Source organism: Pseudomonas sp. MSSRFD41, from assembly GCF_014230245.1.
Taxonomy (GTDB): Bacteria; Pseudomonadota; Gammaproteobacteria; order Pseudomonadales; family Pseudomonadaceae; genus Aquipseudomonas; species Aquipseudomonas piscis.
In genome coordinates this window covers 176,993-203,187 of the sequence record NZ_JACKZK010000001.1, presented here as the reverse complement: position 1 = coordinate 203,187, position 26,195 = coordinate 176,993, and the positions used below count along the sequence as shown (strand labels likewise).

Annotated in this window: 24 protein-coding genes and 1 pseudogene; 15 read left to right on the top strand and 10 right to left on the bottom strand. The window is 64.1% G+C overall.

Features of this window, described 5'->3' with window-relative positions; all coding sequences use genetic code 11:
* Positions 1 to 14 precede the first annotated feature (14 nt).
* The gene (locus H7A76_RS00980; RefSeq protein WP_185696807.1) at positions 15 to 1,751 is read right to left on the bottom strand and encodes a hypothetical protein; all 1,737 of its coding nucleotides are present in this window, start codon (positions 1,749 to 1,751) and stop codon (positions 15 to 17) included.
* Between the two features lie 135 nt (positions 1,752 to 1,886).
* Here H7A76_RS00980 and H7A76_RS00975 point away from each other — a divergent pair, with 135 nt between their 5' ends.
* Positions 1,887 to 2,339 (top strand): hypothetical protein, encoded by a 453-nt coding sequence (locus H7A76_RS00975; RefSeq protein ID WP_185696806.1) that lies wholly within the window; start codon positions 1,887 to 1,889, stop codon positions 2,337 to 2,339.
* A gap of 16 nt (positions 2,340 to 2,355) precedes the next feature.
* Here H7A76_RS00975 and hexR read toward each other — a convergent pair whose 3' ends face one another.
* Together hexR and H7A76_RS00965 are read right to left on the bottom strand one after the other, a co-directional pair.
* Entirely contained in the window at positions 2,356 to 3,222 is an 867-nt protein-coding gene (gene hexR / locus H7A76_RS00970; protein WP_022641942.1) for a transcriptional regulator HexR, read from the bottom strand.
* A 167-nt stretch (positions 3,223 to 3,389) separates the two neighbouring features.
* On the bottom strand, positions 3,390 to 6,254 hold the full coding sequence (locus tag H7A76_RS00965; protein ID WP_185696805.1) for an EAL domain-containing protein: 2,865 nt from the start codon (positions 6,252 to 6,254) through the stop codon (positions 3,390 to 3,392).
* Positions 6,255 to 6,499: 245 nt separating this feature from the next.
* Between H7A76_RS00965 and uvrD the strand changes: the two genes are divergently transcribed.
* The 4 genes from uvrD to H7A76_RS00945 all read left to right on the top strand — a co-directional run bounded on the left by uvrD (position 6,500) and on the right by H7A76_RS00945 (position 10,813).
* Positions 6,500 to 8,683: a DNA helicase II gene (uvrD, locus tag H7A76_RS00960; protein ID WP_185696804.1), complete on the top strand. Its 2,184-nt coding sequence runs from the start codon at positions 6,500 to 6,502 to the stop codon at positions 8,681 to 8,683.
* A gap of 90 nt (positions 8,684 to 8,773) precedes the next feature.
* Positions 8,774 to 9,214: an EamA family transporter gene (locus H7A76_RS00955; protein WP_185696803.1), complete on the top strand. Its 441-nt coding sequence runs from the start codon at positions 8,774 to 8,776 to the stop codon at positions 9,212 to 9,214.
* Between the two features lie 179 nt (positions 9,215 to 9,393).
* On the top strand, positions 9,394 to 10,269 hold the full coding sequence (locus H7A76_RS00950) for a Tim44 domain-containing protein (RefSeq protein ID WP_185696802.1): 876 nt from the start codon (positions 9,394 to 9,396) through the stop codon (positions 10,267 to 10,269).
* 136 nt (positions 10,270 to 10,405) lie between these two features.
* Positions 10,406 to 10,813: an SMI1/KNR4 family protein gene (locus H7A76_RS00945; protein ID WP_185696801.1), complete on the top strand. Its 408-nt coding sequence runs from the start codon at positions 10,406 to 10,408 to the stop codon at positions 10,811 to 10,813.
* 72 nt (positions 10,814 to 10,885) lie between these two features.
* Here the strand turns inward: H7A76_RS00945 and H7A76_RS00940 are convergent, their stop codons facing one another.
* Positions 10,886 to 12,649 (bottom strand): cation:proton antiporter, encoded by a 1,764-nt coding sequence (locus H7A76_RS00940; protein WP_185696800.1) that lies wholly within the window; start codon positions 12,647 to 12,649, stop codon positions 10,886 to 10,888.
* A 352-nt stretch (positions 12,650 to 13,001) separates the two neighbouring features.
* Here H7A76_RS00940 and H7A76_RS00935 point away from each other — a divergent pair, with 352 nt between their 5' ends.
* Both H7A76_RS00935 and H7A76_RS00930 read left to right on the top strand, forming a co-directional pair.
* Entirely contained in the window at positions 13,002 to 13,487 is a 486-nt protein-coding gene (locus H7A76_RS00935; RefSeq protein WP_031320745.1) for an acyl-CoA thioesterase, read from the top strand.
* Positions 13,488 to 13,740: 253 nt separating this feature from the next.
* Entirely contained in the window at positions 13,741 to 15,147 is a 1,407-nt protein-coding gene (locus H7A76_RS00930; protein ID WP_185696799.1) for an APC family permease, read from the top strand.
* A gap of 12 nt (positions 15,148 to 15,159) precedes the next feature.
* On the opposite strand, the gene pdxY is transcribed toward H7A76_RS00930, so the two are convergent.
* The gene (gene pdxY / locus H7A76_RS00925) at positions 15,160 to 16,032 is read right to left on the bottom strand and encodes a pyridoxal kinase PdxY (RefSeq protein WP_185696798.1); all 873 of its coding nucleotides are present in this window, start codon (positions 16,030 to 16,032) and stop codon (positions 15,160 to 15,162) included.
* Positions 16,033 to 16,149: 117 nt separating this feature from the next.
* Between pdxY and H7A76_RS00920 the strand changes: the two genes are divergently transcribed.
* Positions 16,150 to 16,539: a DUF3301 domain-containing protein gene (locus H7A76_RS00920; RefSeq protein WP_185696797.1), complete on the top strand. Its 390-nt coding sequence runs from the start codon at positions 16,150 to 16,152 to the stop codon at positions 16,537 to 16,539.
* A 30-nt stretch (positions 16,540 to 16,569) separates the two neighbouring features.
* Here H7A76_RS00920 and H7A76_RS00915 read toward each other — a convergent pair whose 3' ends face one another.
* The 4 genes from H7A76_RS00915 to dksA all read right to left on the bottom strand — a co-directional run bounded on the left by H7A76_RS00915 (position 16,570) and on the right by dksA (position 20,028).
* Positions 16,570 to 17,532 (bottom strand): CobW family GTP-binding protein, encoded by a 963-nt coding sequence (locus tag H7A76_RS00915; protein ID WP_185696796.1) that lies wholly within the window; start codon positions 17,530 to 17,532, stop codon positions 16,570 to 16,572.
* Between the two features lie 151 nt (positions 17,533 to 17,683).
* Positions 17,684 to 18,385 carry a DUF1826 domain-containing protein gene (locus H7A76_RS00910; RefSeq protein ID WP_185696795.1) on the bottom strand — a complete coding sequence of 234 codons (702 nt, stop codon included), beginning with the start codon at positions 18,383 to 18,385 and terminating at the stop codon, positions 17,684 to 17,686.
* The gene (gene zigA, locus H7A76_RS00905) at positions 18,385 to 19,593 is read right to left on the bottom strand and encodes a zinc metallochaperone GTPase ZigA (RefSeq protein WP_185696794.1); all 1,209 of its coding nucleotides are present in this window, start codon (positions 19,591 to 19,593) and stop codon (positions 18,385 to 18,387) included. The genes H7A76_RS00910 and zigA overlap by 1 nt, the downstream gene beginning before the upstream one ends.
* A 30-nt stretch (positions 19,594 to 19,623) precedes the next feature.
* Positions 19,624 to 20,028, bottom strand: a complete 405-nt coding sequence (gene dksA / locus H7A76_RS00900) for an RNA polymerase-binding protein DksA (RefSeq protein WP_185696793.1) — start codon at positions 20,026 to 20,028, stop codon at positions 19,624 to 19,626.
* 120 nt (positions 20,029 to 20,148) lie between these two features.
* Here dksA and H7A76_RS00895 point away from each other — a divergent pair, with 120 nt between their 5' ends.
* Positions 20,149 to 20,523 carry a glutamine synthetase gene (locus H7A76_RS00895; RefSeq protein ID WP_185696792.1) on the top strand — a complete coding sequence of 125 codons (375 nt, stop codon included), beginning with the start codon at positions 20,149 to 20,151 and terminating at the stop codon, positions 20,521 to 20,523.
* Between the two features lie 7 nt (positions 20,524 to 20,530).
* Here the strand turns inward: H7A76_RS00895 and H7A76_RS00890 are convergent, their stop codons facing one another.
* Entirely contained in the window at positions 20,531 to 21,751 is a 1,221-nt protein-coding gene (locus tag H7A76_RS00890) for an N-acetylmuramoyl-L-alanine amidase (RefSeq protein WP_185696791.1), read from the bottom strand.
* Positions 21,752 to 21,880: 129 nt separating this feature from the next.
* Here H7A76_RS00890 and folE2 point away from each other — a divergent pair, with 129 nt between their 5' ends.
* From folE2 to H7A76_RS00860, 6 genes and pseudogenes are all read left to right on the top strand, one after another.
* Positions 21,881 to 22,774 carry a GTP cyclohydrolase FolE2 gene (folE2, locus tag H7A76_RS00885; RefSeq protein ID WP_185696790.1) on the top strand — a complete coding sequence of 298 codons (894 nt, stop codon included), beginning with the start codon at positions 21,881 to 21,883 and terminating at the stop codon, positions 22,772 to 22,774.
* On the top strand, positions 22,774 to 23,442 hold the full coding sequence (locus tag H7A76_RS00880; protein ID WP_185696789.1) for a metal ABC transporter ATP-binding protein: 669 nt from the start codon (positions 22,774 to 22,776) through the stop codon (positions 23,440 to 23,442). Before folE2 ends, H7A76_RS00880 begins: the two co-directional genes overlap by 1 nt.
* Positions 23,442 to 24,308: a metal ABC transporter permease gene (locus H7A76_RS00875; protein ID WP_185696788.1), complete on the top strand. Its 867-nt coding sequence runs from the start codon at positions 23,442 to 23,444 to the stop codon at positions 24,306 to 24,308. Before H7A76_RS00880 ends, H7A76_RS00875 begins: the two co-directional genes overlap by 1 nt.
* Positions 24,309 to 24,319: 11 nt before the next feature.
* Positions 24,320 to 25,204: a metal ABC transporter substrate-binding protein gene (locus H7A76_RS00870; RefSeq protein WP_185696787.1), complete on the top strand. Its 885-nt coding sequence runs from the start codon at positions 24,320 to 24,322 to the stop codon at positions 25,202 to 25,204.
* Positions 25,201 to 25,645: pseudogene (gene hisI, locus H7A76_RS00865) on the top strand (phosphoribosyl-AMP cyclohydrolase). The gene H7A76_RS00870 and the pseudogene hisI overlap by 4 nt, the downstream one beginning before the upstream one ends.
* Complete coding sequence (locus tag H7A76_RS00860) at positions 25,635 to 26,195, top strand: carbonate dehydratase (protein ID WP_022641958.1); 561 nt, start codon at positions 25,635 to 25,637, stop codon at positions 26,193 to 26,195. The pseudogene hisI and the gene H7A76_RS00860 overlap by 11 nt, the downstream one beginning before the upstream one ends.

The window sequence follows — 26,195 nt, the reverse complement described above, 5'->3', positions numbered from 1 at the left end:
CTGCCCGGCCGCACTCAATGGGTCCGCTGCGAATCGTGCCGGTAACGATCCGGACTCAAGGCTTGGAGGATGAGTTTCTTGCGGGCGTCCGATAACCGGTAGTACGCATGCAAGTGGGGGTTCAGCTGGAAGTACAGCTTGCGGCCACCGAACAGCGTTAGCGCGTACAGACGTTCATCGCGCAGGACTTCATAGGGTGTGGCGGTGTGCATGCTCAATACCGAGCGCTCCCGGTCCTTGCTCTTGATCGCCTTGCAGATCAGCTTGCCGAACGGGGCCTCATCGCCATTCTCCCCAAGCAACTGGAAGAACGCTCCCATGAATCCGTCGAGCTTTTTCAACGGATTGCAAAAACTCTCGAGAGGAACTCGGGTCAGTTCAGACATATCGCTGTTGAATTCCCTGATCGAAGAGAACACTGCCTGTAGCGAGGTCTGCCATTCAGGCGAGTCATTGGATGAAAGAAAAACCGTGGAAAAGTTCATGCGCAGTTCAAGGATTTGTCGCTCAGATTCAATTCTTTTGCTGATCCAGGGGTTCAAGCATCCGTAGTGCAGGGGCTTTTCCTGCGAAATCTCAAGCGCAATGACATAGGACGCGGCGAAAAACCCCAGATGCCCCAACTGCTGTTTTTCCGCGTACGGCAAGACGCTCCGATAAAGCTCCAGGGCTCGCACAGTCTCGCCTTCCTCCAGGGCCAGGGCGGCCCGTGCCTGCAACCCAAAGGCCGCGAACAGCGGGTAGTCCGGATGCCGTTGCAGCCTGGCGAACGCCTGCTCGATCACCACGGGGTCCCGGGGGACTTCCTCAGTGGCCAGGATAAGCTGGTAGAGAGGTTCGAATTCCTCGATCGAGCAGGCGGCGATCTGCTGTAAAAAGTTATCGAATATGTGCTCAAAGTAAGGATTTCCATCGGCATCCAGCAAGCGGGAAGCAATGAACCCCTTGAACAGTCCGATATGCGCAACCAGTAGGCGATCCGGCTTTCGACGCCTGCAGACACCCTCGTAGTGATGACGAAAACGTTCGACCAACGTGCTCTTCGAATCGACCTGGGCAGCGCTGTACATCTTGGAAAAACGGTTGAGGGCCGTCGCCGCCCGGTACGCGCCGCCAATGGTGTCCAGCAGTTCCTGCTGCTGCGCCGCGGTTAGCTTGCTGGATGAAATCTCCGCCCCGAGGCTCTCGATCTCGGCGTTGATCGTGGAGAGTTTCTTATGGGATTTGTCGCTGGTCTTATCCAGGGCATAGAAAAAATCCGCAGCTTCCACCGTGGCTGGAACCAGGCTTTTTACGTAGGCCTTCAGGGAGGAAGCCTGCAGGTCGCCAGCCCCGTGGCTGACCAGCAGTGTGTGGAAATGATGGAGCGTCGTTCGAGGAGAGAGCTTGTCACCCAACCGATGCAAGAGTACCGCCAGTTGCGGTAGCACCCACGTATCCAGGAACCGGGCTATTCCCGTTGGGTAGTCCTGGTAAGTGATGATCGGACGTGATTTCAGTATCGAGAAGATATGTTCGTATTGGCTCAGATAGTGCTGGAGCCTGGCGGCCAGCGCCTGGTCATCCTGCACCAGATACCTGAGCAAATCCGCTAGCAATCCCTGCTTAACGCCATTCGATTCCCGGTAGTACAGCTTCTGCTTGGCCTCATAGGACCTGAGCCCGGAAAAACCATCGGCAGTGCAAGTAACCAGTCCTGCTCCCCAGCACAACACCTCGAAGACTTCAAAATACGCTGGAATCCTGACCATCGACTGCCGCTCCCTGAAAAATGGACATCGCCTCCCCGGATTTCCGGTCAACCGGAAAATAGCCGCTCTCTATTATCGCCCTCGCAGTACCGAGCTGGACAAACCCATCCCTGTTTCCTTTTGGAGAGCATCGCCATGACCACCCCCGAACACGAAAAAACCCCCGGCGCAGCACCTGCCGGGCAATCCACGATCTTCAACCTGGACAAAGAGGCGGCCCTCGCTGCCGCTCGGAACCAGGAGCCGGCGCCCGACGCTGCGGCCGACCCCGAGGAAGTCGATGAAATCATCGACGAGATTGCCGAGCACCAGGATCTGCTGGAAAGGATCCACGCCAACCTGAGCGCCAAGCAGCGGCGCATCGACGACCTGACGGACGACGACACTGACTACGAAGGTTATGGCGAAGAGCTGGTACGGCTGGAGGAGGCCAACGAGCAATTGCTGGCCGCGCAGAGGCTGCTGGATTGCAAACCGGACATCGCCGCCGTGCGCCAGGCGCGCGGCCTCAGCGAAGACGCGGCAGGCACCCTGGCGGAAGTGAAGCCGGACGACCTCGATGACCAGGACGACGCCTCGTTGCCCTAGCCGCGATGCTGCCGGCTCAGTCGTCCAGGGCTTTGACCGCCTTGGGTGACAGGCGCAGGCTGCGCAAGCTGCGCTTCACGCTCTTGAGGTGGTTGACCAGGCTCGGCCCGCGGGCCATGGCGACGCCCATGGCCAGGACGTCGATCACCACCAGGTGGGCGATGCGCGAGGTCAGCGGGGTGTAGATCTCGGTGTCCTCGTGCACATCGATGGCCAGGTTGACCGTCGACAGCTCGGCCAGCGGCGTCTGGCTCGGGCACAGGGTGATCAGGTTGGCCCCGCTCTCGCGCACCAGGTTGGCGGTGATCAGCAGGTCCTTGGAACGCCCGGACTGGGAAATGCAGATCGCCACGTCGGTGGGCTTGAGGGTCACCGCCGACATCGCCTGCATGTGCGGGTCGGAATAGGCTGCCGCGGTCAGCAGCAGGCGGAAGAACTTGTGCTGGGCATCCGCCGCCACCGCGCCGGAAGCGCCGAAACCGTAGAACTCCACCCGCTGGGCCTGGGACATCAGGCTCACGGCCCGCTGCAGCTCCACCGGATCGAGCTTCTCGCGAACCTCCATCAGGGTATGCAGGGTGGTATCGAAGATCTTCAGGCTGTAGTCGGCGACCGAGTCATCCTCATGGATCGCGAACTGGCCGAAGCTGGCCCCGGCCGCGAGGCTCTGCGCCAGCTTGAGCTTCAGGTCCTGGAATCCCGAGCAACCGATGGCCCGGCAGAAACGCACGATGGTCGGCTCGCTGATGCCCACGCTATGCGCCAGGTCCGCCATGGAGCTGTGCATCACGGCCGCAGGATCGAGGAGCACATGATCGGCGACCTTGAGCTCCGATTTGCGTAACAGATGACGAGACTGGGCGATGTGCTGCAACAGGTTCAAGGGCGGGGACTCACGGTTATCGGCAGGTGCCGGAGGATGTAGCGAGCTTGTAGTTATACTACAGGAAACGCCTTTTTGCCTGCTCAATGCATCAGGAAATTACCCGCCTACCCCCATATTCAGCTGGGTACGCCCTATGTAGCCGTTTTTTCGCGTGGCCCAGGCCGCTAGCAGGACTGGGCCTGCAACAGCAGTGCAAGGCCCTGGGCGTCCACCGGACGGCTGATCAGGTAACCCTGCACTTCGTCGCATCGTTCGGCCCGCAGGAAGGCCAACTGGGCCTGGTCCTCGACGCCCTCGGCCACCACCTTCAGGGACAGCCCGTGGGCCATGGCGATGATCGCCCGGGTGATGGCCGCATCCTCGCCGCCTTCGGCCAGGCCGCGGATGAACGCCCGGTCGATCTTCACGTAATCCACCGGGATGCGCTTGAGGTAGCTCAGGGACGAATACCCGGTGCCGAAGTCGTCGATGGCCAGCTTGACCCCCAGGTCGCGCAGTTGCTGGAACGTCGCGATGATGTGCTCGACACTGTCCAGCAGTTGGCTTTCGGTCAGCTCCAGCTCGAGGAGGTGCGGCTCCAGCCCGGTTTCCTCCAGTACCTGGCGCACCAGGCTCACCAGCTTGCCCTGGCGCAGCTGGTACACCGAAAGGTTCACCGAGATCCGGATCGGCTCCAGGCCCTGCTGCCGCCATTGGCAAGCCTGGCGACAAGCCTGGCGCAGCACGAACTCGCCGATCGGGCCGATCAGCCCAGTCTCCTCGGCCAGGCCGATGAAGTCCCCCGGCGGCACCCGCCCCAGCACCGGATGCTCCCAACGCACCAGGGCCTCGGCGGCGTTGAGCCGACCTGTGGCCAGGCACAGCTTGGGTTGGTAGAAGACCATCAACTGGTCGTCCTCGATGGCCTTGCGCAGTTGGTTTTCCAGTTGCAGGCGCTCCAGGGTGCTGGCTTGCAGGCTCTCGGTATAGAACTGGAAATTGTTGCCGCCCAGGTGCTTGGCATGGGCCATGGCCATGTTCGCCTGGCTCACCAGCGCGGCGACCTCCCTGGCGCTGTCCGGCAGCATGCTGATGCCCATGGAGGCGCTGACCACCAACTCATGGCCTTCGATGGTGATCGGCAGGCGCAACTTGCTCAGCAGCCGCGTCGCGACCCGGGTCAGGCTCGACAGGCTGCCATAGGCATCGAACAGCACGGCGAATTCGTCCCCGGATAAACGGGCGATGGTGTCGGCCTCCGGCAGGGCGTTGACCAGCCGCCGGGCCATTTTCTGCAGCAGCTGGTCGGCCACTTCATGGCCCAGGCTATCGTTGAGCAGCTTGAAGCGATCCAGGTCGATATGCAGCAGCGCCAGGCTGCGTCCGCCCTGGCGCACCCGCTGGTGGGCCTCGCGCAGGCGTTCGCGAAACAGCGAGCGGTTGGCCAGGCCGGTGAGCTCGTCATAGTGGGTAAGGTAGCGCATGCGCTCCTCGGACTCCCGGCGGGCCGAGAGATCGGCGAAGAAGCCCACGATATGCCGGACCCCTCCCCGCTTGTCGCGCACCACGTTCAGTTGCAGCCATTGCGGGTACAGCTCGCCGTTCTTGCGCGTCTCCACCAACTCGCCCTGCCAGCTGCCGTGCTGCTCCAGGGCCTGGTGGATCAGCGAATAATGGCGCCGGGCATCGCGGCTGCAAGCCAGTTCCACCACATTGCGCCCAAGCATGTCCTCGATCTGGAAACCCGTGACCTGGCTGAAGGCCTGGTTGGCGGCGATCAGCACATAGTCGGGATCGAGGATGACGATACCCTCGCTGGCGGCCTCGAACACCGTGGCCGCCAGGTTGCGCTGGGCCTCCAGTTCCTTGTCGGCGCTGATGTCGCGGCGGGTGCCCACCATGCGCAAGACCCGGCCCTCGGGACTGCGCTCCACCGCGCGGCCACGGTCTTCGACCCAGACCCAGTGGCCGGCGCCATGGCGCACCCGGTATTCCACTTGGTAATCCTCGCTGCGTCCCTTCAAATGCTCCACCAGGGCTCGCTTGAGCACCGGCAAGTCCTCGGGATGCAGGCGCGGCTTGAGGTGGCTGAGCATCGCCGTGACCCCTTCCGGCTCCAGGCCGAACAGTTCCTTGAGATGCGTGTGGTGGACCTCGTCGGTTTGCAGGTTCCAGTCCCACAGCCCCAGCTCGCTGGCCTGCAGGGCCAGGGCCAGGCGCGCCTCGCTTTTGCCCAGGGCCTGGTTGGCGGCATCCAGCTCCAGACTGCGCTGGGCCACCCGCTGCTCCAACGCGGCCTGGGCCTGGCGCAACCGCTCCTCCACGTTGCGGCGCTGCTCGACCTCCCGGGCCAGCTCGCGATTGAGCTGGCCGCTGCGGCTCTGCGCATCCTGCAGGTGCTCGATCAGCGCCTGGTTCTGAAAGCGCCGCAACAGACCCCGGTGGATCACCCGGTTGACCTGCCAGGCCACCACGCTCAAGGACGCCAGCAGGATCAGGCCCAGCCAGCCCCAGCCGCGCTGCTGCTCGTCACCGCCCCAGAACAGGTAGGCGATGGCCGGCAACAGGCATGGCAGGGTGAACGACAGGAAGGCCTGCAGGCTGACCGCATAGGCCACGCTGGCGCAAAGGATCGCGGCGCCGATCAGGCCGAAGACCCAGGCCTGCTGCAAGAAGCTGTCGGTGGGCACCAGGGCGATGCCGGCACAGGCCAGGGTCAGGCCGCTGACCGTGGAGCCCAGCAGGAACATGCGTTGCCACACCGGTTGCGCCTGGCGGCTGGGTATCGCCGAGTCGAAGGCCGCCACCTGGATCACCCGCAGGGCCACCAGGGCCAGCAGCCAGACCATCCAGACACTGAGTAGCAGGTAGCGTGCGGGACTCCACAGCAACCAGGTGCAGACCAGGCCGTTGAGCAGCATGAACAGGGTTGGCAGCAACGAGCCCTGGTACAGCAAGCGCGTGCGCTCCACTGCCATCTCCACGGCATAGTGCTGGCGGATGACCCGGGGCTCCATGAAAGGCCCCGACAGGTCGGGAATAGGTGTCATAGGCAGTGTTCTTATAATGGTGAGCCTGAAACGTCGCCGGAGCATACACAAGCAAAGCCGCGAGCCAAACTGCCCCAAGTCATAAAATCGATAAAACCGACGGTGCCGTAAATGCCCCGCGAAGGCTCGCACCAAGAAGCGCCGAAGGCCGTGGTCCGTGACTGGCCGGTCGTCCCCACGGTTGTTTTATCGGCTAATGCGAAGCCGGGTTTGCCCGGGGTGGCGCGCGCCCCTAGAATGCGCCGATGCGCGATGATCTCTCCCTCTTGTTGAATTCCCTCAACGATGCCCAACGCCAGGCCGTAGCGGCCTCCCTGGGTCGTCAGTTGGTCCTGGCCGGCGCTGGTTCCGGCAAAACCCGTGTGCTGGTGCACCGTATCGCCTGGCTGATCCAGGTCGAGAACGCCTCGCCCCACTCGATCCTGTCGGTGACCTTCACCAACAAGGCGGCGGCCGAGATGCGCCACCGTATCGAGCAATTGCTGGGCATCAACCCGGCGGGCATGTGGGTCGGTACCTTCCACGGCCTGGCCCACCGCCTGCTGCGTGCCCACTGGCAGGAAGCCGGGCTGAGCCAGACCTTCCAGATCCTCGACAGCGACGACCAGCAACGCCTGGTCAAGCGGGTGATCCGCGACCTGGGCCTGGATGAACAGCGCTGGCCGGCCCGCCAGGCCCAGTGGTTCATCAATGGCCAGAAGGACGAGGGCCTGCGTCCGCAGCATATCCAGGCCAGCGGCGACCTGTTCCTGGCCACCATGCGCAACATCTACGAAGCCTACGAGGCCGCCTGCCAGCGCGCAGGGGTCATCGACTTCTCCGAACTGCTGCTGCGCGCCCTGGACCTGTGGCGCGACTACCCGGGCCTGCTGGCGCACTATCAGAAGCGCTTCCGCCATGTGCTGGTGGACGAATTCCAGGACACCAACGCCGTGCAGTACGCCTGGTTGCGCCTGCTGGCCCAGGGCGGCGAGAGCCTGATGGTGGTGGGCGACGACGACCAGTCGATCTACGGCTGGCGTGGCGCGAAGATCGAGAACATCCACCAGTATTCCGACGACTTCCCGGATACCGAGGTGATCCGCCTGGAGCAGAACTATCGTTCCACCGCCGGCATCCTCAAGGCCGCCAACGCCCTGATCGCCAACAACACCGGGCGCCTGGGCAAGGAATTGTGGACCGACGGCGGCGATGGCGAGGCCATCAACCTGTACGCCGCCTTCAACGAGCACGATGAAGCCCGCTACGTGGTGGAAACCATCGAGAGCGCGCTCAAGACCGGCCTGGCCCGCAGCGATATCGCCATTCTCTACCGCTCCAACGCCCAGTCCCGGGTGCTGGAGGAAGCCCTGCTGCGCGAACGCATCCCGTACCGCATCTACGGCGGCCAGCGCTTCTTCGAGCGCGCCGAGATCAAGAACGCCATGGCCTACCTGCGCTTGCTGGAAGGCCGGGGCAACGACGCGGCCCTGGAGCGGGTGATCAACGTACCGGCCCGGGGCATCGGCGAGAAGACCGTCGAGGCGATCCGCGAACACGCCCGCCACAGCCATGTATCGATGTGGGAAGCCATGCGCCAGCTGGTGGCCAACAAGGGCCTGACCGGGCGTGCGGCCGGCGCCCTGGGCGCCTTCATGGAGTTGATAGAGAACCTGGCGGCCAAGACCCTGGACATGCCCCTGCACCTGATGACCCAGACGGTGATCGAGCAGTCGGGGCTGATCGCCTACCACGAGGCGGAAAAGGGCGAGAAAGGCCAGGCCCGGGTAGAAAACCTCGAGGAGCTGGTCAGCGCCGCGCGCAACTTCGAGAACACCGAGGAAGACGAGGATCTGACGCCCCTGGCGGCCTTCCTCGGCCATGCCTCCCTGGAGGCCGGCGACGCCCAGGCGGACGAACACGAAGACAGCATCCAGCTGATGACCCTGCACAGCGCCAAGGGCCTGGAATTTCCCTATGTGTTCCTGGTGGGCATGGAAGAAGGCCTGTTCCCCCACAAGATGAGCCTGGAAGAGCCCGGCCGCCTCGAGGAAGAACGCCGCCTGGCCTACGTCGGCATCACCCGGGCCATGCAGAACCTGGTCATGACCTATGCCGAGACCCGGCGCTTGTACGGCAGCGAGACCTACAACAAGGTCTCGCGTTTCGTACGCGAAGTGCCCAAGGGCCTGATCCAGGAAGTGCGCCTGTCCAACAGCGTCAGCCGGCCTTTCGGCGGCGGCCAGTCCCAGAGCACCAGCAGCCTGTTCAGCGGCAGCGCGATCCCGGAAACCGGCCTGAGCCTGGGCCAGGCGGTACGCCACGCGGTGTTCGGCGACGGGGTGATCCTCAACTTCGAAGGCTCCGGGGCCCAGGCACGGGTCCAGGTGAACTTCAGCGAAGGCAGCAAGTGGCTGATGCTGGGCTACGCCAAGCTGGAAGCCATCTAATCTCCCGGCAAGAGCCAGCATGCCGGTGAAGGCGCACCCTGCCCCTTCATCGACACGCCGGGCCCATACCGCAATAAAGGAAGCACGAGCATGGGTTCAGGCTTTTTTTCATCGTGGACCTTCTGGGCCCTGCTGTCGGCCGTTTTCGCTGCATTGACGGCGATCTTCGGCAAAATCGGCATCGAGAACGTCAATTCCGACTTCGCCACCCTGTTGCGCACCGGGGTGGTGCTGGTGAGCCTGGCCTTGATTTTGTACGCAACGGGCCAATATCAGTCCCTGGAATCGATTTCTGCCAAGAGCTACCTGTTCCTGCTGCTGTCCGGGCTGGCCACCGGAGCTTCCTGGCTGTGCTATTACCGCGCCCTGAAACTGGGCCCCGCCTCGCTGGTGGCGCCGGTGGACAAGCTCAGCGTGGTGATCGTCGCGATCATCGGCGTGGCCCTGCTGGGAGAGAAGCTCGATCTGCGGCAGTGGAGCGCCATCGGCCTGATCACCGCCGGCGTGGTGCTGCTGGCGGTGCGTCGCTGAACGACCGCGGGATGGAACCGGACCGCCCTCGGACGGACAAATCCATATCGGCGAGCATGATTCCAAGCCAGACCGGAGCGGGTTGGCCAGGCAAAAGCCCGAAACATTATGCCGCTCGCCACTGACACGTCACCTGTGCAATATGGCGCGCGTGACATCCACAAATGGGAATCCCCTTTATGAAACGTTTTCTTAGCATCGCCATGGCGTTGTGCATCGGCCTGACGATGAGCCTCGACGCCAACGCCAAGCGCTTCGGCGGCGGCAAAAGCGCCGGCGCTGCCCCGACCCACCAGGCTCGCCAGGCGGCTCCCAGCGCACCGGGCGCCCCTGCCGCTGCAGCCACCGCTGGCGCAGCCGGTGCCGCGGGCGCCGCAGCCAAGGCTGGCGGTGCTTCGCGCTGGCTCGGCCCTCTGGCCGGCATCGCCGCCGGCGGCCTGCTGGCCTCCATGTTCATGGGCGGCGGCTTCCAGGGCATGCAGATCTTCGACATCCTGATCATGGCGGTCATCGCGTTCGTGATCTTCCGCTTCATCGCCGCTCGTCGTCGCAAGCAGCAGGAGCAATTCGCCCCGGCTGGCCATGCGCCGATGCAGCGCGAAGCCTTCCAGCCCCAGGCGCCTGCCGGCGGTTCGATCTTCGGCGGTTCGGCGGCTCCGGCTGCCCGTCCGGTGATCAACGCTCCAGCCTGGTTCAACGAAGAACGCTTCGTCGAAGCCGCGCGCAACCACTTCCAGTCCCTGCAGCAACACTGGGACGCCAATGAAATGGACAAGATCGCCGAGTTCGTGACCCCGCAGATGCTGCAATTCCTCAAGCAGGAGCGCGCCGACCTGGGCGACGGCTTCCAGTCGACCTACATCGACAACCTGCAAGTGCAGCTCGAAGGCGTGGACGACCGTGCCGACAAGACCATCGCCACCCTGACCTTCAGCGGTGTCTCGAAGACTTCGCGCTTCGACCAGGGCGAAGCGTTCAGCGAAAGCTGGAACATGGAACGCGCCCAGGGCGACAACCAGCCTTGGCTGGTGGCAGGTATCCGCCAGAACGGCTGATTCATCCTGCTGTCATAGCTGTAATGCAAAACCCCGACTCAGGTCGGGGTTTTGCATTTCCCGATTGCACTTATCGCGAGCTACTGTATAAACCGCCGTCAACCAACCGCGCCATAGAGCTAAGAGGACCCAGGCCGTGGAAGAAGTCATCGAACAACTCCGAGAAGCCAACGAACCGGTGCCCGTGCCCCTGGAGCTGCCGGACGAAGACCTGCTGGTGGAAATCGAGGAACAGCTGTTCATCAATATCCCGTTCGTCTTCAAAGAGTTCCTGTTGACGGTCAGCGATGTGGTCTACGGCAGCCTGGAGCCGGTCACCGTCACCGATCCGCAATCGCACACTTACCTGCCCGACGTGGCGGCGAACGCCTGGGACATGGGCGTGCCTCGGGACCTGATCCCGATCTGCCAGGACGGCGACGATTACTATTGCGTGGAAGAAGACGGCACCGTGGTGCTCTGGTCCGGCGAGGAAGAGCTGATCACCGAGGATTCCTGGGAATCGGTGTGGCACTGGGCGCGGGACGTCTGGCTGGAAAGCTGAAACCATGACGCCGTGACCAGCCCGGTCGCGGTGCGGGGTCCCTCGCCAGCGCCCTGCTGGCGAGAGGCAGGGTCAATGCCCGCCACCATCCTTGCTCTGGTCGAAGGTCTCGATCAACGCTACCTGCATCCGTGTATGCACGCGGATGAACCAGCGCCACAGCAGCGCCGCCACCGCCGCCGCCACGATCGCCACCAGGACCAGCAGCTCCAGGGTCGGCAGGATGCTCGCCGACAACGCCGACAACAGCAGGAAGATCACCAGCAACGACAAGACCGGGATCACCTCGGCGATCACCCGCCGCACCCGCTGGGTATGCCGCCCGGCCATTTCCGCCTTCACCCCCATCTCCGCCAGCAGCATCGATAGCGCCTTGAGCTTGCGATAGGCGGCGATCAGGAACGGCAGCGACAGCAGCAGCGCGCCCCCCCAGATCAGCGCCTTCTGCCAGCCCGGATCACTGATCCAGTCCTGCAGGTAAGTGCCGATGCGCCTGGAGAAGTAACTGCCCGAAAAGAAGATTGCCACCACCAGCGCCAGGTTGACCCCTACCTGCAGCAGGATCTTGCGGATCATCGACGCCAACAGCGCGCCCTCACCCTGGGGCTGAATACTGCGCAACCATTCGCCGTACATTCCCAGCACCCGGCTCAGTCGCTTGGGCAGCACCGCCGATAGCTTCAACGACAGCGGGTCGGCGGCCTTGATCAGGTAGGGGGTGAGCAGGGTGGTAATGGCCGAAACCGCCACCGCCACGGGATAGAGGAAGTCGCTGGTGACCTGCAAGGTCATGCCAAGGGCGGCGATGATGAATGAAAACTCGCCAATCTGTGACAGCCCCATCCCTACTCGCAACGACGTACGGCCATCGTTACCCGCGATGAAGGCGCCCATGCCGCAGGACAGCATCTTGCCCAATACCACCGCCACGGTGATCACCGCGATTGGCCAGGCGTACTGGAGGAGAATCTGCGGATCGATCATCAGGCCGATGGCTACGAAGAAAATCGCGCTGAACAGGTCGCGAACCGGTTCGATCAAGCGTTCTATCTTCAGCAACTGACGGGACTCGGCCATGATCGCGCCGATCAGGAACGCCCCCAGCACCATGCTGTATTCCAGGCGTACCACCAGCAGGCAGAATCCGAAGCACAGGCCCAGCACGGTGATCAGCAGCATCTCGTTGCTGTCGAACTTGGCCACGTAGGCCAGCAGGCGCGGCACCAGCAGGATGCCGATCACCAGCGCCACCACCATGAACAGCGAGAGCTTGCCCACCGTGGAGAACACCTCGCCGGAACTCACCGTGCCGCTGACCGCGATGCTCGACAGCAGGGCGATGATGCCGATACCCAGGATGTCCTCGACGATCAGCACGCCGAAGATCAGCTGGGCGAAGCGTTCGTTCTTCATCTTCAGGTCGTTGAGCGCCTTGACGATGATGGTGGTGGAAGAGATGGCCAGGATCGCCCCGAGGAACAGCGAATCCATGGTGCTCCAGTCGAACCAGCGGCCGATCTCGTAGCCGATCCAGATCATCAGGACGATTTCCAGGAACGCCGCGATGAACGCCGTGGCGCCCACCTTGAACAGCTTGCGCAGGCTGAATTCCAGCCCCAGGCAGAACATCAGGAAGATCACCCCGAGCTCGGCCAGGGTCTTGATGGTCTGCTCGTCGTGGATCAGCCCGAAAGGCGGGGTATGGGGCCCGATGATGAAGCCCGCGGCGATATAGCCCAGCACCACCGGCTGCTTGAATCGATGGAAGAGAACGGTCACCACACCCGCGACCAGCATGATCACGGCCAGGTCCTGAATGAAACTGATGGCATGCATGACCTAGGTTCTCCTTGAATGTTGGACGGGGGCCATCCTCGGGGAGAGCGTTTGAAAAGCCGCCTGCGCTGGCGTCAGTCGCTGCCTTGTCAGTGATCCCTGAAAAAGAAAGGTCCGAACGGTCGAAAGAAAATGCTCTGCAAGAGCGATGAAAAACCCCTGGAACGGGTGTTTTGCAGGGTAACACTGCAACTTCCAGCCAGAAGGCGATGCAATATATGGAAACAGATCCACCGGAGCGTGACGGCGCAGCACAGACCGGCGTCCCGTTATCGATGGCTTGAAATCCCTTTGGAGCAAGCGCCCGAGAGAGGTGCTCCAGCAACCCCTGCCCTGAACCCGTGAGCGTGCTATGGAACCCGGAAACGCCCAACTGTCGATGACAGTATTGATGACCCCCGACATGGCCAACTTCTCTGGCAATGTCCACGGCGGCACCCTGCTCAAGTACCTCGACGAAGTCGCCTACGCCTGCGCCAGCCGCTATGCCGGCCGCTACGTGGTGACCCTCTCGGTGGACCAGGTGATCTTCCGCGAGCCGGTGCATGTCGGCGAGCTGGTGACTTTCCTGGCCTCGGTCAACTACACCGGCAACACCTCCATGGAGGTGGGCATCAAGGTGGTGACCGAGAATATCCAGGAGCGCTCGGTGCGCCATACCAACAGTTGTTTCTTCACCATGGTGGCGATGGACGATCAGCGCAAACCGGCTCCGGTTCCACCGCTGCAACCGCAGACCGCCGACGGCAAGCGCCGCTACATCCAGGCCCAGCAGCGCCGGCAGATCCGCCAGGAACTGGAAAAGCGCTACCAGGAGATCAAGGCCGACGGCCCATGATTGCCAAACGCTGATCCCGCCGGACCACGGACGGTCCCCCTGCCCCCGAGCCGCCAGCGCTCCCCTCCCTCGCTCCAGCCCCCACCTCCCCAAGGCCGTATATACGGTCATCCCGAATGGCCATATCGATCCCTTTTTGACCACTTAGAGGGTTATACCGGCCCGATAGCGCTGCCAGAATCATCGGGCAAGGCACAAACGCACTCCCTGTCCCGGGAGCCTTCGAGCCAACGAACGCGCGAGAACAATAACAATGCCCAGCGCCAATCCCCTGCCCAGCAGTCCGTCCCTGCCGTCCACCAACAGCCTCGGCGACTTCACCCACAGTGCCCAGGGCACCGCGCTACGGCGCATCCTCGGCTTGCCGGCCCTGGTGTTCTTCGGCCTGGTGTACATGGTGCCGCTCACCGTCTTCACCACCTACGGCGTGGTCACCCAGATGACCGGCGGGCGTACCGCGGCCGCCTACGTGATCACTCTCCTGGCGATGCTCTTCACCGCCCGCTCCTACAGCGTGATGGTCAAGAAATATCCAATTGCCGGTTCGGCCTACTCCTATGCCAGCTTGAGCTTCGGCCCGGGGATCGGCTTTCTTGCCGGCTGGTCGCTGCTGCTCGACTACCTGTTCCTGCCGATGATCAATTACCTGGTGATCGGCTTGTTTCTCAACCTGGCCTTTCCCGCCGTGCCCGCCTGGGTGTTCGTGGTGGCGACCATCGCCCTGGTGACCCTGTTGAACATCCGGGGCATCGGCTCGGTGTCGAGCATGAGCAACCTGATCGTCTGCGCCCAGCTGGTATTCGTCGTGGTGTTCCTGGCCCTGGTGGTGCGCCAGTTGGCCGGTGCCCCGGAGCTGGACCTCGTCGCTCCGTGGAACGGCGATGGCAGCCAGCCCGGGCTGTTGCCATTGATGGCGGGAGCGGCGGTGCTGTGCCTGTCGTTCCTGGGCTTCGACGCGGTGTCGACCCTGGCCGAGGAAACCCGCGACCCGCGCCGGGACATCCCCCGGGCCATCCTCATCACCACCCTGGGCGCCGGCCTGCTGTTCATCCTGCTGGCCATGGCCAGCCAGCTGGCATTCCCCGGCAGCCGTTTCGACAACGCCGACTCGGCCGCCAGCGAAGTCATGCTGCGCACCGGCGGACGCTTCCTGGAAATGTTCTTCACCGCCACCTACGTGGCGGGTGCAGCGGGCTCGGCGCTGGCGTCCCAGGCTTCGGTCTCGCGCATCCTGTTCAGCATGGGCCGCGACGGCATCCTGCCGCCACGGGTGTTCGGCACTCTCTCGCAGCGCTACAAGACGCCGGTGACGGCGATTGTGCTGATTTCTCTGGTATCGCTGCTGGCAGTGGTGATCGACCTGACCACCCTGGCGTCGATGATCAGCTTCGGCGCGCTGGTGGCGTTTTCCGTGGTCAACCTGGCGGTGATCAAGAGCCACCTGGGCCAGGGCCAGCCACGCAGCGCCGGGCACCTGCTGCGCTACGGCCTGTTGCCGTTGATCGGCTTTGGCCTGATCGCCTGGCTCTGGACCAGCCTCTCGGCCCTGACCCTGGGCATCGGCCTGGCCTGGTTCGCCCTGGGCCTGGGTTACCTGGCCGCACATACCCGGGGCTTTCGGCAACCGGCGCCGACGGTGCAGTTCTCCGAGCAAGCCTGAGGCAAGTGCCGCTCAGATGCCGATCGGCACGGCCTCGAAACGTACCCGGGGATGGGCGATACGATCCTGGGCGCGTACCAGCTCCAGCTCGTAGCTGGCGCAGGCCTGGGTTTCCAGCAGCACCTCATGCACAGCCGCGGCGGTGAACTCGAATGCCGCCACCAGGCTGTCGCCCAGCAGCACCCGGGCCAGGAACAGGCCCGAAGTCAAGTCGCCCACCCCCACCGGCTGACGCGGGAAGGCCAGCAGCGGACGCCGCAGGTGCCAGCTGCCGTCGGCGGTCACCAGCAGCATCTCGAAGCCGTCGGCCAGCTTGCCGGGATAGTCCAGGTGCTTGACCAGGACCGCCTTGGGGCCCCTTTCCAGCAGCGAGCGGGCCATGGCCAGGCAATCGAACAACGATTGCGGCTTGCGCCCGCAGAAGCTGTCCAGTTCCAGCTGGTTGGGGCAAAGGAAATCCGCCATGGCCGCCGCCTCGTCGAGCAGGAAGTCGCTGACTTCCTCCGGCACGATGCAGCCCTTCTCCGGATGGCCCATCACCGGGTCGCACAGGTACAAGGCCTTGGGATTGATCGCCTTGATCCGCGCCACGCCGCCGAGGATCGCCCGGCCCTGGGCCGCGCTGCCCAGGTAGCCGGAGAGGATCGCGTCGCAGTTGCCCAGCTCGCCGATGGCGGCGATGCCCTCAACCAACTCGGGAATCTGCCTGGGCGCCAGCACTTCCCCGGCCCATTGGCCATACTGGGTGTGGTTGGAAAACTGCACCGTGTTCAAGGGCCAGACATTCACCCCAACCCGCTGCATGGGAAATACCGCAGCGCTGTTACCGGCGTGGCCGAAGACCACATGGGACTGGATCGCAAGCAGGTGGGGCGTACGTTTCATGCAGGATTTTCCATAGAACCGGGAGAATTCAAGCCGCGCAGTATGCGACTAAACGCAACCTGTACGACAGACCGGAGACGCAGTTAAGCTGATGTCACTTCGTTGGAGCACACCTTCATGCTGACCCTTGGAAACATCTTTGTCTTGATGTTGCTGGCAACCGGCGCTGCCTGGTTGTGGCACAACCACGGCCTGCGCGAGCGGGCGCTGGAGCGGGTCAAGCAGCATTGCGCCCGGCTCGATATCGAGCTGCTGGACGGCAACGTGGCCCTCAAGCGCATCGGCTTAGTCAAGGATGCCAAGGGCCGCCGGCGCCTGGCGCGGATCTACAATTTCGAGTTCACGGTGACCGGCGAGACCCGCCATTCGGGGACCATCACCCAATTCGGCGCCCATAGCGCGCATATCGAGCTGGCGCCCTATCCCTTTGAGGTCAAGGAGCCACTGCCCAGCGCCGAGATCATCGAACTGAGCCAGTGGCGCGAAGAACATCGCAAGCGTAACTGATCACTTCTTGAACAACCCCCGCTCCCGCCGCTACAGGCGGCACTGTGCCAGGCTGGCTTGCAGCGCTGCCACATCCTGAGGTTCTGCGAAGATCAGCTCCAGGCGCGAATCCCGCCGCCACTCGCTGGGCAGCCAATTGAATGGCGAGTTGTCCAGGCCATTGCCCGAACGCCAACCCTCGGCGCTATGGATCACCAGCTTGGCCCGACGCCAATCGAGGTTCTGTAGCCAGTGATCGATCCGCGCCAGGTCGAACCGCTGCCCCGGGTGCCAGCGCCAACCGATGCTCCACCCCTCCTCCTGGGCTTGGCTGAGGCAGATCGGCTGCGACGGATCGCTCCACACAGCCGGTAGTTGCGCCAGGCCATGGGGCAGCTCGGGCGGCTCCAGGGCCGCCTGGGCAGCGGCGCTCAGCCCCGGCAGCTCGGCCAGCGGCAACGCCGCGTGGCGTGTCCAGAACAGCGGCCGCCCGGGCAGCAACTCCAGCACCCGCAGCCGATCGTCGGCGCTGAGCAGTTCATCCTTGTTCAACACCAGCAGGCCTGCTTCGGGCAGCGCTTCGGACTGCGCCGCCGGCAACGGCTGGCCCGCAGCCAGGGCCTGGGCGTCGAGCACCAGCACGCATGGCTGCAAAGCCAGCACGCCTTGCCAGGGCGCCTGCGCCAGCTGCTTGAGCAGTTGCACCGGATGGCCAAGACCGGAGGGCTCGATGAACAGCCGATCGGGCCGTGCCTTGCGCAGCAGACGCCCCAATCCGACCTGGAACGGCGCGCCGCTGACACAACACAGGCAGCCACCGGCCACCTCACCAAAGGCGATGCCGTCTTCGTCGCGGCTGAGCAAAGCTGCATCCAACCCGATCTGGCCGAACTCATTGATCAATATCGCCCAGCGCTCGTTGGCCGGCCGCTGGTCCAGCAGTTGGCGAATCAGGCTGGTCTTGCCGGCGCCCAGGGGCCCGGCAATCACGTGGGTGGGGATGTTCTGCAGCATGGGGGGAAATCCGAAAAAGCCGTGAAACGATGCTACGCCCTTCCCGGCCCTGGCGAAAATCCGCTCGCCCGTAGCCTTCTGCGCACAAGCGCTACCTGGGGCCCGGGATAGCCCCGGCGCAGAAGCTTGCGCAACCTGCGGCGGCGGCCTGTCAGCCCAGCCAGTCCAGGGTCAGGATCAACCGGCGCTCGCCGGGCGCAGGCTGCGGGGAGCGGTGAATCAGGCCGAAGCCTTCGTTGCCGTGCCATTTCTCACCCTTGAACAGCGCGACCGCGCCGCTGGCGATCTGCTGGATCAGCGCCGGATCCCGGGGCTCAGCCTCGGGCTGGCCCAGTTGTCGGCGATCCATTGCGCCTTCGCGCAGCCATTGGCTACCGATACCGGCATAGGTGGTGATCAGGCGCATCGGCACATGATCGACGTGGAAACGCGGGCACATGGCCTTGTCCAGCACGCGCAAGCGCAAACCCACCCGGCGGGCGCCCAGCAGGCAGGAAAAAGCGCTGACCAGCCAGAAAACATCGGCGATGAAGCCGTCATATCCCTGCAAATCGCTGAACTCTGACGCCAATCCGCGCAAATTCGGCACCGCGTCCTCGTCGGCTAATTCCAGGCTCAGGGACTGGGCCAGCGGCTCGTTCAACGACAGCAGCAGTTCGCCGAAATCCGCGATATGCGCCGGCAACTGGCGCTGCCAGAGCCCGAGGTTGATCTCATCGGCGAGCACTTCGGCCAGCACCGCCGGGGTCGAGCCGATCGCCGCACGCCGGGCCGCCCGCGCTCGTCCGGCCAGCAGGGACCAGGCCGCTGGACGCCTGGCCAACGGCGTCAGTGGCGTACCCAAGGCCAGCATCAGGCGGCCTCCTCGTCATGCCAGGGGCCAAACGGGTCGGCCAGCAAGCTCCAGGCCTCGACGCCCAGGGCCATTTCCCCGTCATCCAGCAGGCATTGGTCCAGCTCGGCGGTGAGTTGGGCAAAGTCGATGTTCTGGCCGATGAACACCAGCTCCTGGCGGCAGTCGCCGGTGGCGGCAGTCCAGTTGGACATGATCGCCGCCGTGCTTTCCTCGTCCTGGGGCCAGTGCTGCTTGGGCACGAAGCGCCACCAACGGCCGGCGAAGCCATGGCGCATCAGGCCGCCGGCCTGGGACCAGCTGCCCGCCTCCTGGTATTTGCTGGCGAGCCAGAAGAAGCCCTTGGAACGCAGCAACTTGCCGTTGCGCCAGGGCCGGTCGATGAAATCGAAGAAGCGCTGCGGATGAAACGGTCGCCGGGCCCGGTAGGCAGTGGAGGCGATACCGTATTCCTCGGTTTCCGGCACGTGTTCGCCACGCAGTTCCTGCAACCAGCCCGGCGCCTGGGCCGCTCGCTCGAAGTCGAAGCGGCCGGTATTGAGGATCTTCGCCAGCGGTACCTGGCCCATGACCATGGGGATGATCTCCGCCTGGGCATTGAGCCTTGCCAGGATCGCCAGCAGTTCCTGGCGCTCTTGGCTGCTGATCAGGTCGATCTTGCTGACCAGGATCACATCGGCGAATTCCACCTGCTCGATCAGCAGGTCGGTGATCGAGCGCTCATCTTCCTCGCCCAGGGTTTCCCCTCGCGAGGCCAGGCTGTGCGCGGCCTGGTAATCCACCAGGAAGTTCATGCCGTCGACCACGGTGACCATGGTGTCGAGCCGCGCGATGTCCGCCAGGCTCTGGCCGGACTCATCGCGGAAGGTGAAGGTTTCCGCCACCGGCAACGGTTCGGAAATACCGGTGGATTCGATCAGCAGGTAGTCGAAGCGGCCGTCGCGGGCCAGCTTGCCCACCTCTTCCAGCAGATCTTCGCGCAGGGTGCAGCAGATGCAGCCGTTGCTCATCTCCACCAGTTTTTCTTCGGCGCGATTGAGGCTGACATCACGCTGCACTTCGCTGCCGTCGATGTTGATTTCACTCATGTCGTTGACGATCACCGCCACCCGCAGGTTGTCGCGGTTGCGCAGCACATGATTGAGCAAGGTACTTTTGCCGGCGCCGAGAAAGCCGGACAGCACGGTAACGGGAAGACGTTCGGTCATGGGTGGTTCCTCATCAGGTTCGCGGCTGGCTCAAAGCGCCCGTTGATGGCGTTCGCGCAGCTCTTGGCGTTCTTTGGCTTCGATGCACAAGGTGGCGGTGGGCCGCAGCAGCAAGCGCTTCAGGCCGATGGGCTCGCCGGTATCGCGACACCAGCCGTATTCGCCACGGGCCAGGCGCTCCAGGGCTTCATCGATCTTGTCCAGCAGCTTCTTTTCCCGCTCCAGCAGGCGCAGTTGCCATTGATGCTGTTCCTCGGCGCTGCCGATATCCGCCGGGTCGCTGTGGACCTCCTGCTCGCGCAGCAGGTCGAATTCGCCGCAGATGCGCTCCTGCAATTCATTGCGCTGTGCCAGCAGCAGTTCGCGGAAGAAGCCTTGCTGGGCTTCGTTCATGTAATGCGTATCGGGCTGGGCGAGCAGGTCTTGTTCAGTCATGACGGGTCACGGGTTGGGCTTGTTTTTATGTTATATTATAACAATGCAGATTCGCCAACCCTCTCTTGTCCGACATGACGAAGGGCGCGATGCTGCCCTCCTGCCGCCTTGAGAATCGCCATGCGCCCATTCCTGCCTGCCCTGCTTTGCGGCTTGCTGCTCACCGGCCACGCCGCAGCCGCCGTCCCCGACAGCCTGGCCAACTGCACCCGCAGCGCCAACCTGCTGGCCTGCGTCGATCCGCTGGGCAACGCCTATAGCGTCGCCACCGCCGGCAACACCCTTTACCTGCGGGGCTTCGAAGTGATCGGCAAGCGCTACTGGGCCCAGACCAGCAGCCGCTACGGCCAGCTGACCTTCTTCACCGGCCTGGCCTCCGACGGCGAAGCCTGGGTGGGCTACAGCCAGCGCGTGGGCTGGACCACGCGCAACCGGTTCTCCAGTTCCGGCGGCAGCCGTGGGCAATTCACCTGCAGCCGCATCATGGGCTGCTGAGAACGCCCTAGGCCTGGTTGCTCCTGGTTTCCTGGAGCCAGGCCATGTAGCTGTTGACCGGCGGATTCTTCTCGAAATAACGCTGCAAGCCCTGGAACAGGCCATCGGCGATCGCCTGCTGGTGCCGCGCGGTCACCAGGCGCTGGCTGTCGCGGCTGTTGGAGATGAAACCGGTCTCCACCAGGATCGAGGGCACATCCGGAGACTTGAGCACCGCGAACCCAGCCTGCTCCACGCGCTTCTGGTGCAGACTGGTAATCCCCGACAGGCTGTCCAGCACGGTGCTGCCCAACTGCAGGCTGGCGGCGATGGTGGCATTCATCGACATATCCAGGATCACCCCCGCCAGCATCGGGTCCTTGTCCTTGAGATTGAGCAAGCTGCTGGCCCCTAGCAGGTCGACGCCGTTTTCCCGCTGGGCCATGAAACGCGCGGTGGCCGACGTCGCCCCGCCTTCGGACAGGGCGAACACCGAGGCCCCGGAAGCGGTCAGGCGCGGCGCGGCATCGGCATGCACCGAAATGAACATGTCGGCCTTGTGCTTGCGAGCGATCTCCACCCGCTTGCGCAGGGGCACGAAGAAGTCGTCATTGCGCACCAGCTTCACGTCGAAACCCTTCTCGCGCTTGAGCCGCTTGGCCAGCAGTTGGGCGATGGACAGCACGACGTCCTTCTCGCGCTCGCCCCTGGCGCCCACGGCTCCCGGGTCCTTGCCACCATGCCCGGGGTCCACCACCACGATGATGTCGCGCTTGGGATGGGGCCGGTCCGCCGGGGCCTGGGGTTTGGCAGCAGGGACCGCGGCTGCGGCGATGCCGGGAGCGCCCCGGGTGCTGCTGGCCAAGTCCAGCACCAGGCGATGACCCTGGCCATCCTGGGGCGGCAACAGGAAGCTGTTGAGCTGCACGGGCTGGTTCAAGTCGAGGACGATCCGCGTGTCGCCCTGGCCGAAGTGCCCGGACCGGATCGAGCGGATCACCGTGTTGGCCAGGGCCAACTGGCTGAAGTCACCAATCAGGCGCGCGCCGCTCAGGTCGACGATCAGCCGCTCGGGAGCGCTCAAGGTGAAGGTCTTGTAGTGCACCGGGCCACTCAGATCCAGCACCAGGCGCAGCTTGTCGGCGGAGTTCCACAGCCGCGCACTTAGGATCTGCGTGGCCCCGACACGCCAGGGGAACACCAGGGCCGTACCGGCCAACAACAGGTTGAGCAATTGACGTCTATGCATGGCGACTACCGCGGATAAAGGAGCGTCCGTACTCACAAGGCAGGATGGGTGACCGTTGAGGAAAAACTTTCCATCGACTGTATTGTTATAATATAACATGTCGAATCTTTTCCAACGACGGACCTGCTCATGAACGCGCTGACTCTGCCGGATATCGCTGCGCAGGCCTCACGCCAAGCCTTGCCACTGGACTGGGTCGGCATGTGTGGCATCGCCTTACCTGTAGTGATAGATGGCCAACGAACCGCCGCCCTGGCCGACGCCGGGGTCAGCCTCGACGATGGCGAGGCCCGGGGCATCCACATGTCTCGCCTGTACCTGGCCCTGGAGATGCTGGAGCAGCAGAACCTGAACCCGGCCTTGCTGCGCCGGGTGCTGCAACGTTTCCTCGACAGCCATGAAGGCCTGGCGCAACACGCCTACCTGCGCCTTCACCTGGACCTGCTGCTCAAGCGTCCAGCCTTGGTCAGCCCATTGGCCGGCTGGAAACGCTATTCGCTGAGCATCGAAGCGCGCTTGAAAAATGCGATGTTCCACGTGGAACTAAAAATCGACGTGCCCTATTCCTCAACGTGCCCCTGCTCCGCAGCGCTTGCGCGCCAGCTGATCCAGCAGCAATTCGTCGACGATTTCGCCAACAAGACCTTGCAACATGCCGAAGTCCTGGCCTGGCTGGGCTCGTCCCACGGCATCGTCGCCACGCCCCACAGCCAGCGCAGCCACGCTGAACTGCGCCTGCGCCTGGACAACTTCGTCGACGAATTACCGCTGATCGCGGTGATCGACGATGCCGAAAACGCCCTGGGCACCGCCGTACAAACTGCGGTCAAACGGGCCGACGAGCAGGCCTTTGCCCTGGCCAACGGACAGAACCTGATGTTCTGCGAAGACGCCGCTCGCCGCCTCAACCTGGCCCTGCGTCGCTCTCCCGGAATCAACGCCTTCACCCTGCGAGTGGTCCATGCGGAAAGCCTGCACGCCCATGACGCCGTGGCCGAAAGCCGCTGGAACTGGGAGGCCTGATGCTGCGCTGCCACGCCTTGCGCTGGGGACCGCCAGGCCAGCCCCTGACTCCACCGCTGGATCTGCACCTGCCAAGTGGCAGCCTGAGCGCGATCATCGGCGCCAACGGCGCGGGCAAGAGCAGCCTGCTGAAAGTCTTCGCCGGCCTGCAAAAACCACTCTCGGGCAAGGTGGAGCGTAGCGAGCCCGGCCGTGGCGGCCTGGCTTTCCTGCCCCAGCAACAGCACCTGGACCGGCAGTTCCCCATCAGCCTGGCGGAACTGGTGATCGCCGGCCTCTGGGGCAAACGTGAAACCGCCGCCAGCCGCGCCCAAAAACTGCACGCGGTCCTCGCCGACTGGCATCTGCAAGGCCTGGAGAAACGCCCATTGATAGCCCTGTCCGGCGGCGAGCTGCAACGTGCGCTGCTGGCCCGGTTGACCCTCACCGAAGCGCCCTTGCTGTTGCTGGACGAACCCCATGCCGCCCTCGACGAGTCCGGGCAGGCCCTGCTCTGGCGCCACCTGCACAACTGGCATGCCCAAGGTCGCACCCTGGTGGTGGTCTGCCATGACCTGCCCGCGGTGCGCCAGCATATTCCCCAGGCCCTGTTGCTCAAGCACAGCGGCTGTGTGTTCGCCCACAGCCACGAGCTGATCGCCCACAGCCCCTGCGTGCAGGTGGCTTGATGCACCTGATCAGCCACCTCTGGCAGCCCTTCAACGAATTCATGTTCATGCGCCGAGCTTTGCTCGGCGGCCTGCTCCTGGCCTGTAGCACCGCTCCCCTGGGTGTGTTCCTGATCCTGCGGCGCATGAGCCTGATCGGCGATGCGGTGGCCCACGGCATTCTCCCCGGGGCGGCCCTGGGCTTCTGGTTCGCTGGCCTGAGCCTGCCGGCACTGACCCTCGGTGGGCTTGGCGCGGGATTGGGCATGGCCGGGTTGGCGGCCTGGATCACCCGGCGCACCGGGCTACGGGAAGACGCCAGCATTGCGGCCATCTACCCGATCTCCCTGGCCGCCGGCGTGTTGCTTCTCGGGCTGGCCGGAAAGCGCCTGGATCTGCTGCACCTGTTGTTCGGCTCAGCCCTGGCAGTGGATGGGCCGACCCTGGACGGCATGTTGATCGTCTCGGTCGTCAGCCTGCTGGCCATGGCCTTGATCTACAGGCCACTGCTGCTGGATACCCTCGATCCGCTGTTCCTGCGCAGCGTCAGCCGACTCGGCCCCCTGGCCCATGGATTGTTCCTGATCCTGGTGGTGCTCAACCTGGTGATCGGCTTCCAGGCCATCGGGGCCCTGATGGTGGTGGGCCTGATGATGCTGCCAGCCGCCGCTGCGCGTTTCTGGAGCCGACGCCTGCCAGCACTGATCGGGATCAGCGCAGCCCTGGGCTGCCTGTCGGTGTGGCTCGGCCTGTTGCTGTCGTTCCACTACTCGCTGCCCAGCGGCCCGGCCATCGTGTTGATCGCCGGCGGCTGGTACTTGCTGTCGGTGGTGTTCGGTCCGGTCCACGGCCTGCTGCACCGCCCGCCCCTGCCTTCATCCCTGTGAGGTTCTTGCCGATGCGCGCCCTACTCGTGCTGTCCAGCCTGCTGCTGTCCCTGTGCTTATCCAGTGCCCAGGCGGCGGACAAAATTGCCGTGGTCACCAGCTTCAGCATTCTCGCCGACATGACCCGCGAGGTCGGTGGCGAGCACGTACGGATCAGCAACCTGGTGGGGGCCGACGAAGACGCCCATACCTACGAACCCACGCCGGACGATGCCAAGGCCCTGCTCGGCGCCCGGCTCATCATCAAGAACGGCCTGGGCTTCGAACCCTGGCTCGACCGCCTGGTCGCCAGTACCGCTACCCCGGCCACCGTGATCACCGCCAGCCGTGGCGTGATCCCGCGCAGCCTGGAAGAAGACGGCGAGAACATCCCCGACCCTCACGCCTGGCACAACCTGGCCAACAGCGAACTGTATGTGAACAACATCACCAAGGCGCTGATCGCCGCCGACCCGGCCCATCGCAGCGACTACGAACGCAACAGCCAGGCCTACCTCAAGCGCATCTACCAGCTGCTGGCCGAAGCCAAGGCCAAGCTCGGCGCCCTGCCGCCGGGCAATCGGCGGATCGTCACCTCCCACGATGCCTTCGGCTACCTGGGCCAGGCCTACGGCATCGAGTTTCTCGCGCCCCAAGGCCTGTCCACCGAGCGCGAGCCCTCCGCGGCGGAAGTCGCCGCGCTGATCACCCAGATCCGCGCGGCCAGGGTCAAGGCGGTGTTCATGGAAAACATCAAGGACGCGCGCCTGCTCAAGCAGATCGCCGCAGAAAGCGGCGCGCATATTGGTGGCACCCTGTATTCCGATGCGCTGTCGGCCAGCGGCCCGGCCAGTACCTTCACCGGGCTGTTCGAATACAACCTCAATACGCTGTACGACGCCCTGAGCCGGCCATGATCAAGCACCCGCCGCTATCGCTGCTGGACCTGGAAGCTGCACCCCCGGGGCAGCCGCTGGCCATTGGCCGAGGTACTCGATGCCCTGCCCTGGAACGCCGATGGCCTGATCGCCGCCATCGCCCAATGCCACGACAGCGGCGCCGTGCTGATGCTGGCCTGGATGAATCGCCAGGCCCTGACCGAGACCCTGGCCAGCGGCCAGGTCTGCTACTGGTCGCGTTCGCGCCGCTGCCTGTGGCGCAAGGGCGAGAGTTCCGGGCATCGCCAGCGCCTGGTGGAGGCCCGCCTGGATTGCGACGGCGATGCCGTGCTGTTGCAGGTGCAGCAGAGCGGACCGGCCTGCCATACCGGGCGCCCCAACTGTTTCTACAACGCCATTCGCGATGGCGCGGTGGAAGTCATCAGTTCTCCCTTGAAGGACCCGCGCCATGATCCGTAAGAACCCCTCCGGCGACCTGCCGGTGATCGCCGAATCCGCCTATGTGGACAAGACCGCCATCATCTGCGGCAAGGTGGTGATCGGCGAAAACGTCTTCGTCGGCCCCTATGCCGTGATCCGCGCCGACGAGGTGGATGCCGACGGCCAGATGGAAGCCATCACCATCGGCGCCAATTCGAACATCCAGGACGGCGTGGTGATCCATTCCAAGTCCGGCGCGGCGGTGACCATCGGCCAGTACAGCTCCATCGCCCACCGCTCCATCGTCCATGGTCCGTGCGTGGTCGGTGATCGGGTGTTCATCGGCTTCAACAGCGTGCTGTTCAACTGCGTGGTCGGCGACGGCAGCGTGGTACGGCACAACTCGGTGGTGGACGGACGCGACCTGCCCCAGGGTTTCTACGTACCCTCCACCACCCGTATCGGGCCCAAGACCGACCTCGGGCAGTTTCCCCCGGTGAGCGTCAGCGCCTCGGAGTTTTCCGAGGACGTGGCGCGTACCAACGTCGACCTGGTGCGTGGCTACAAGGCCCTGCAGAACGAGTTTTGA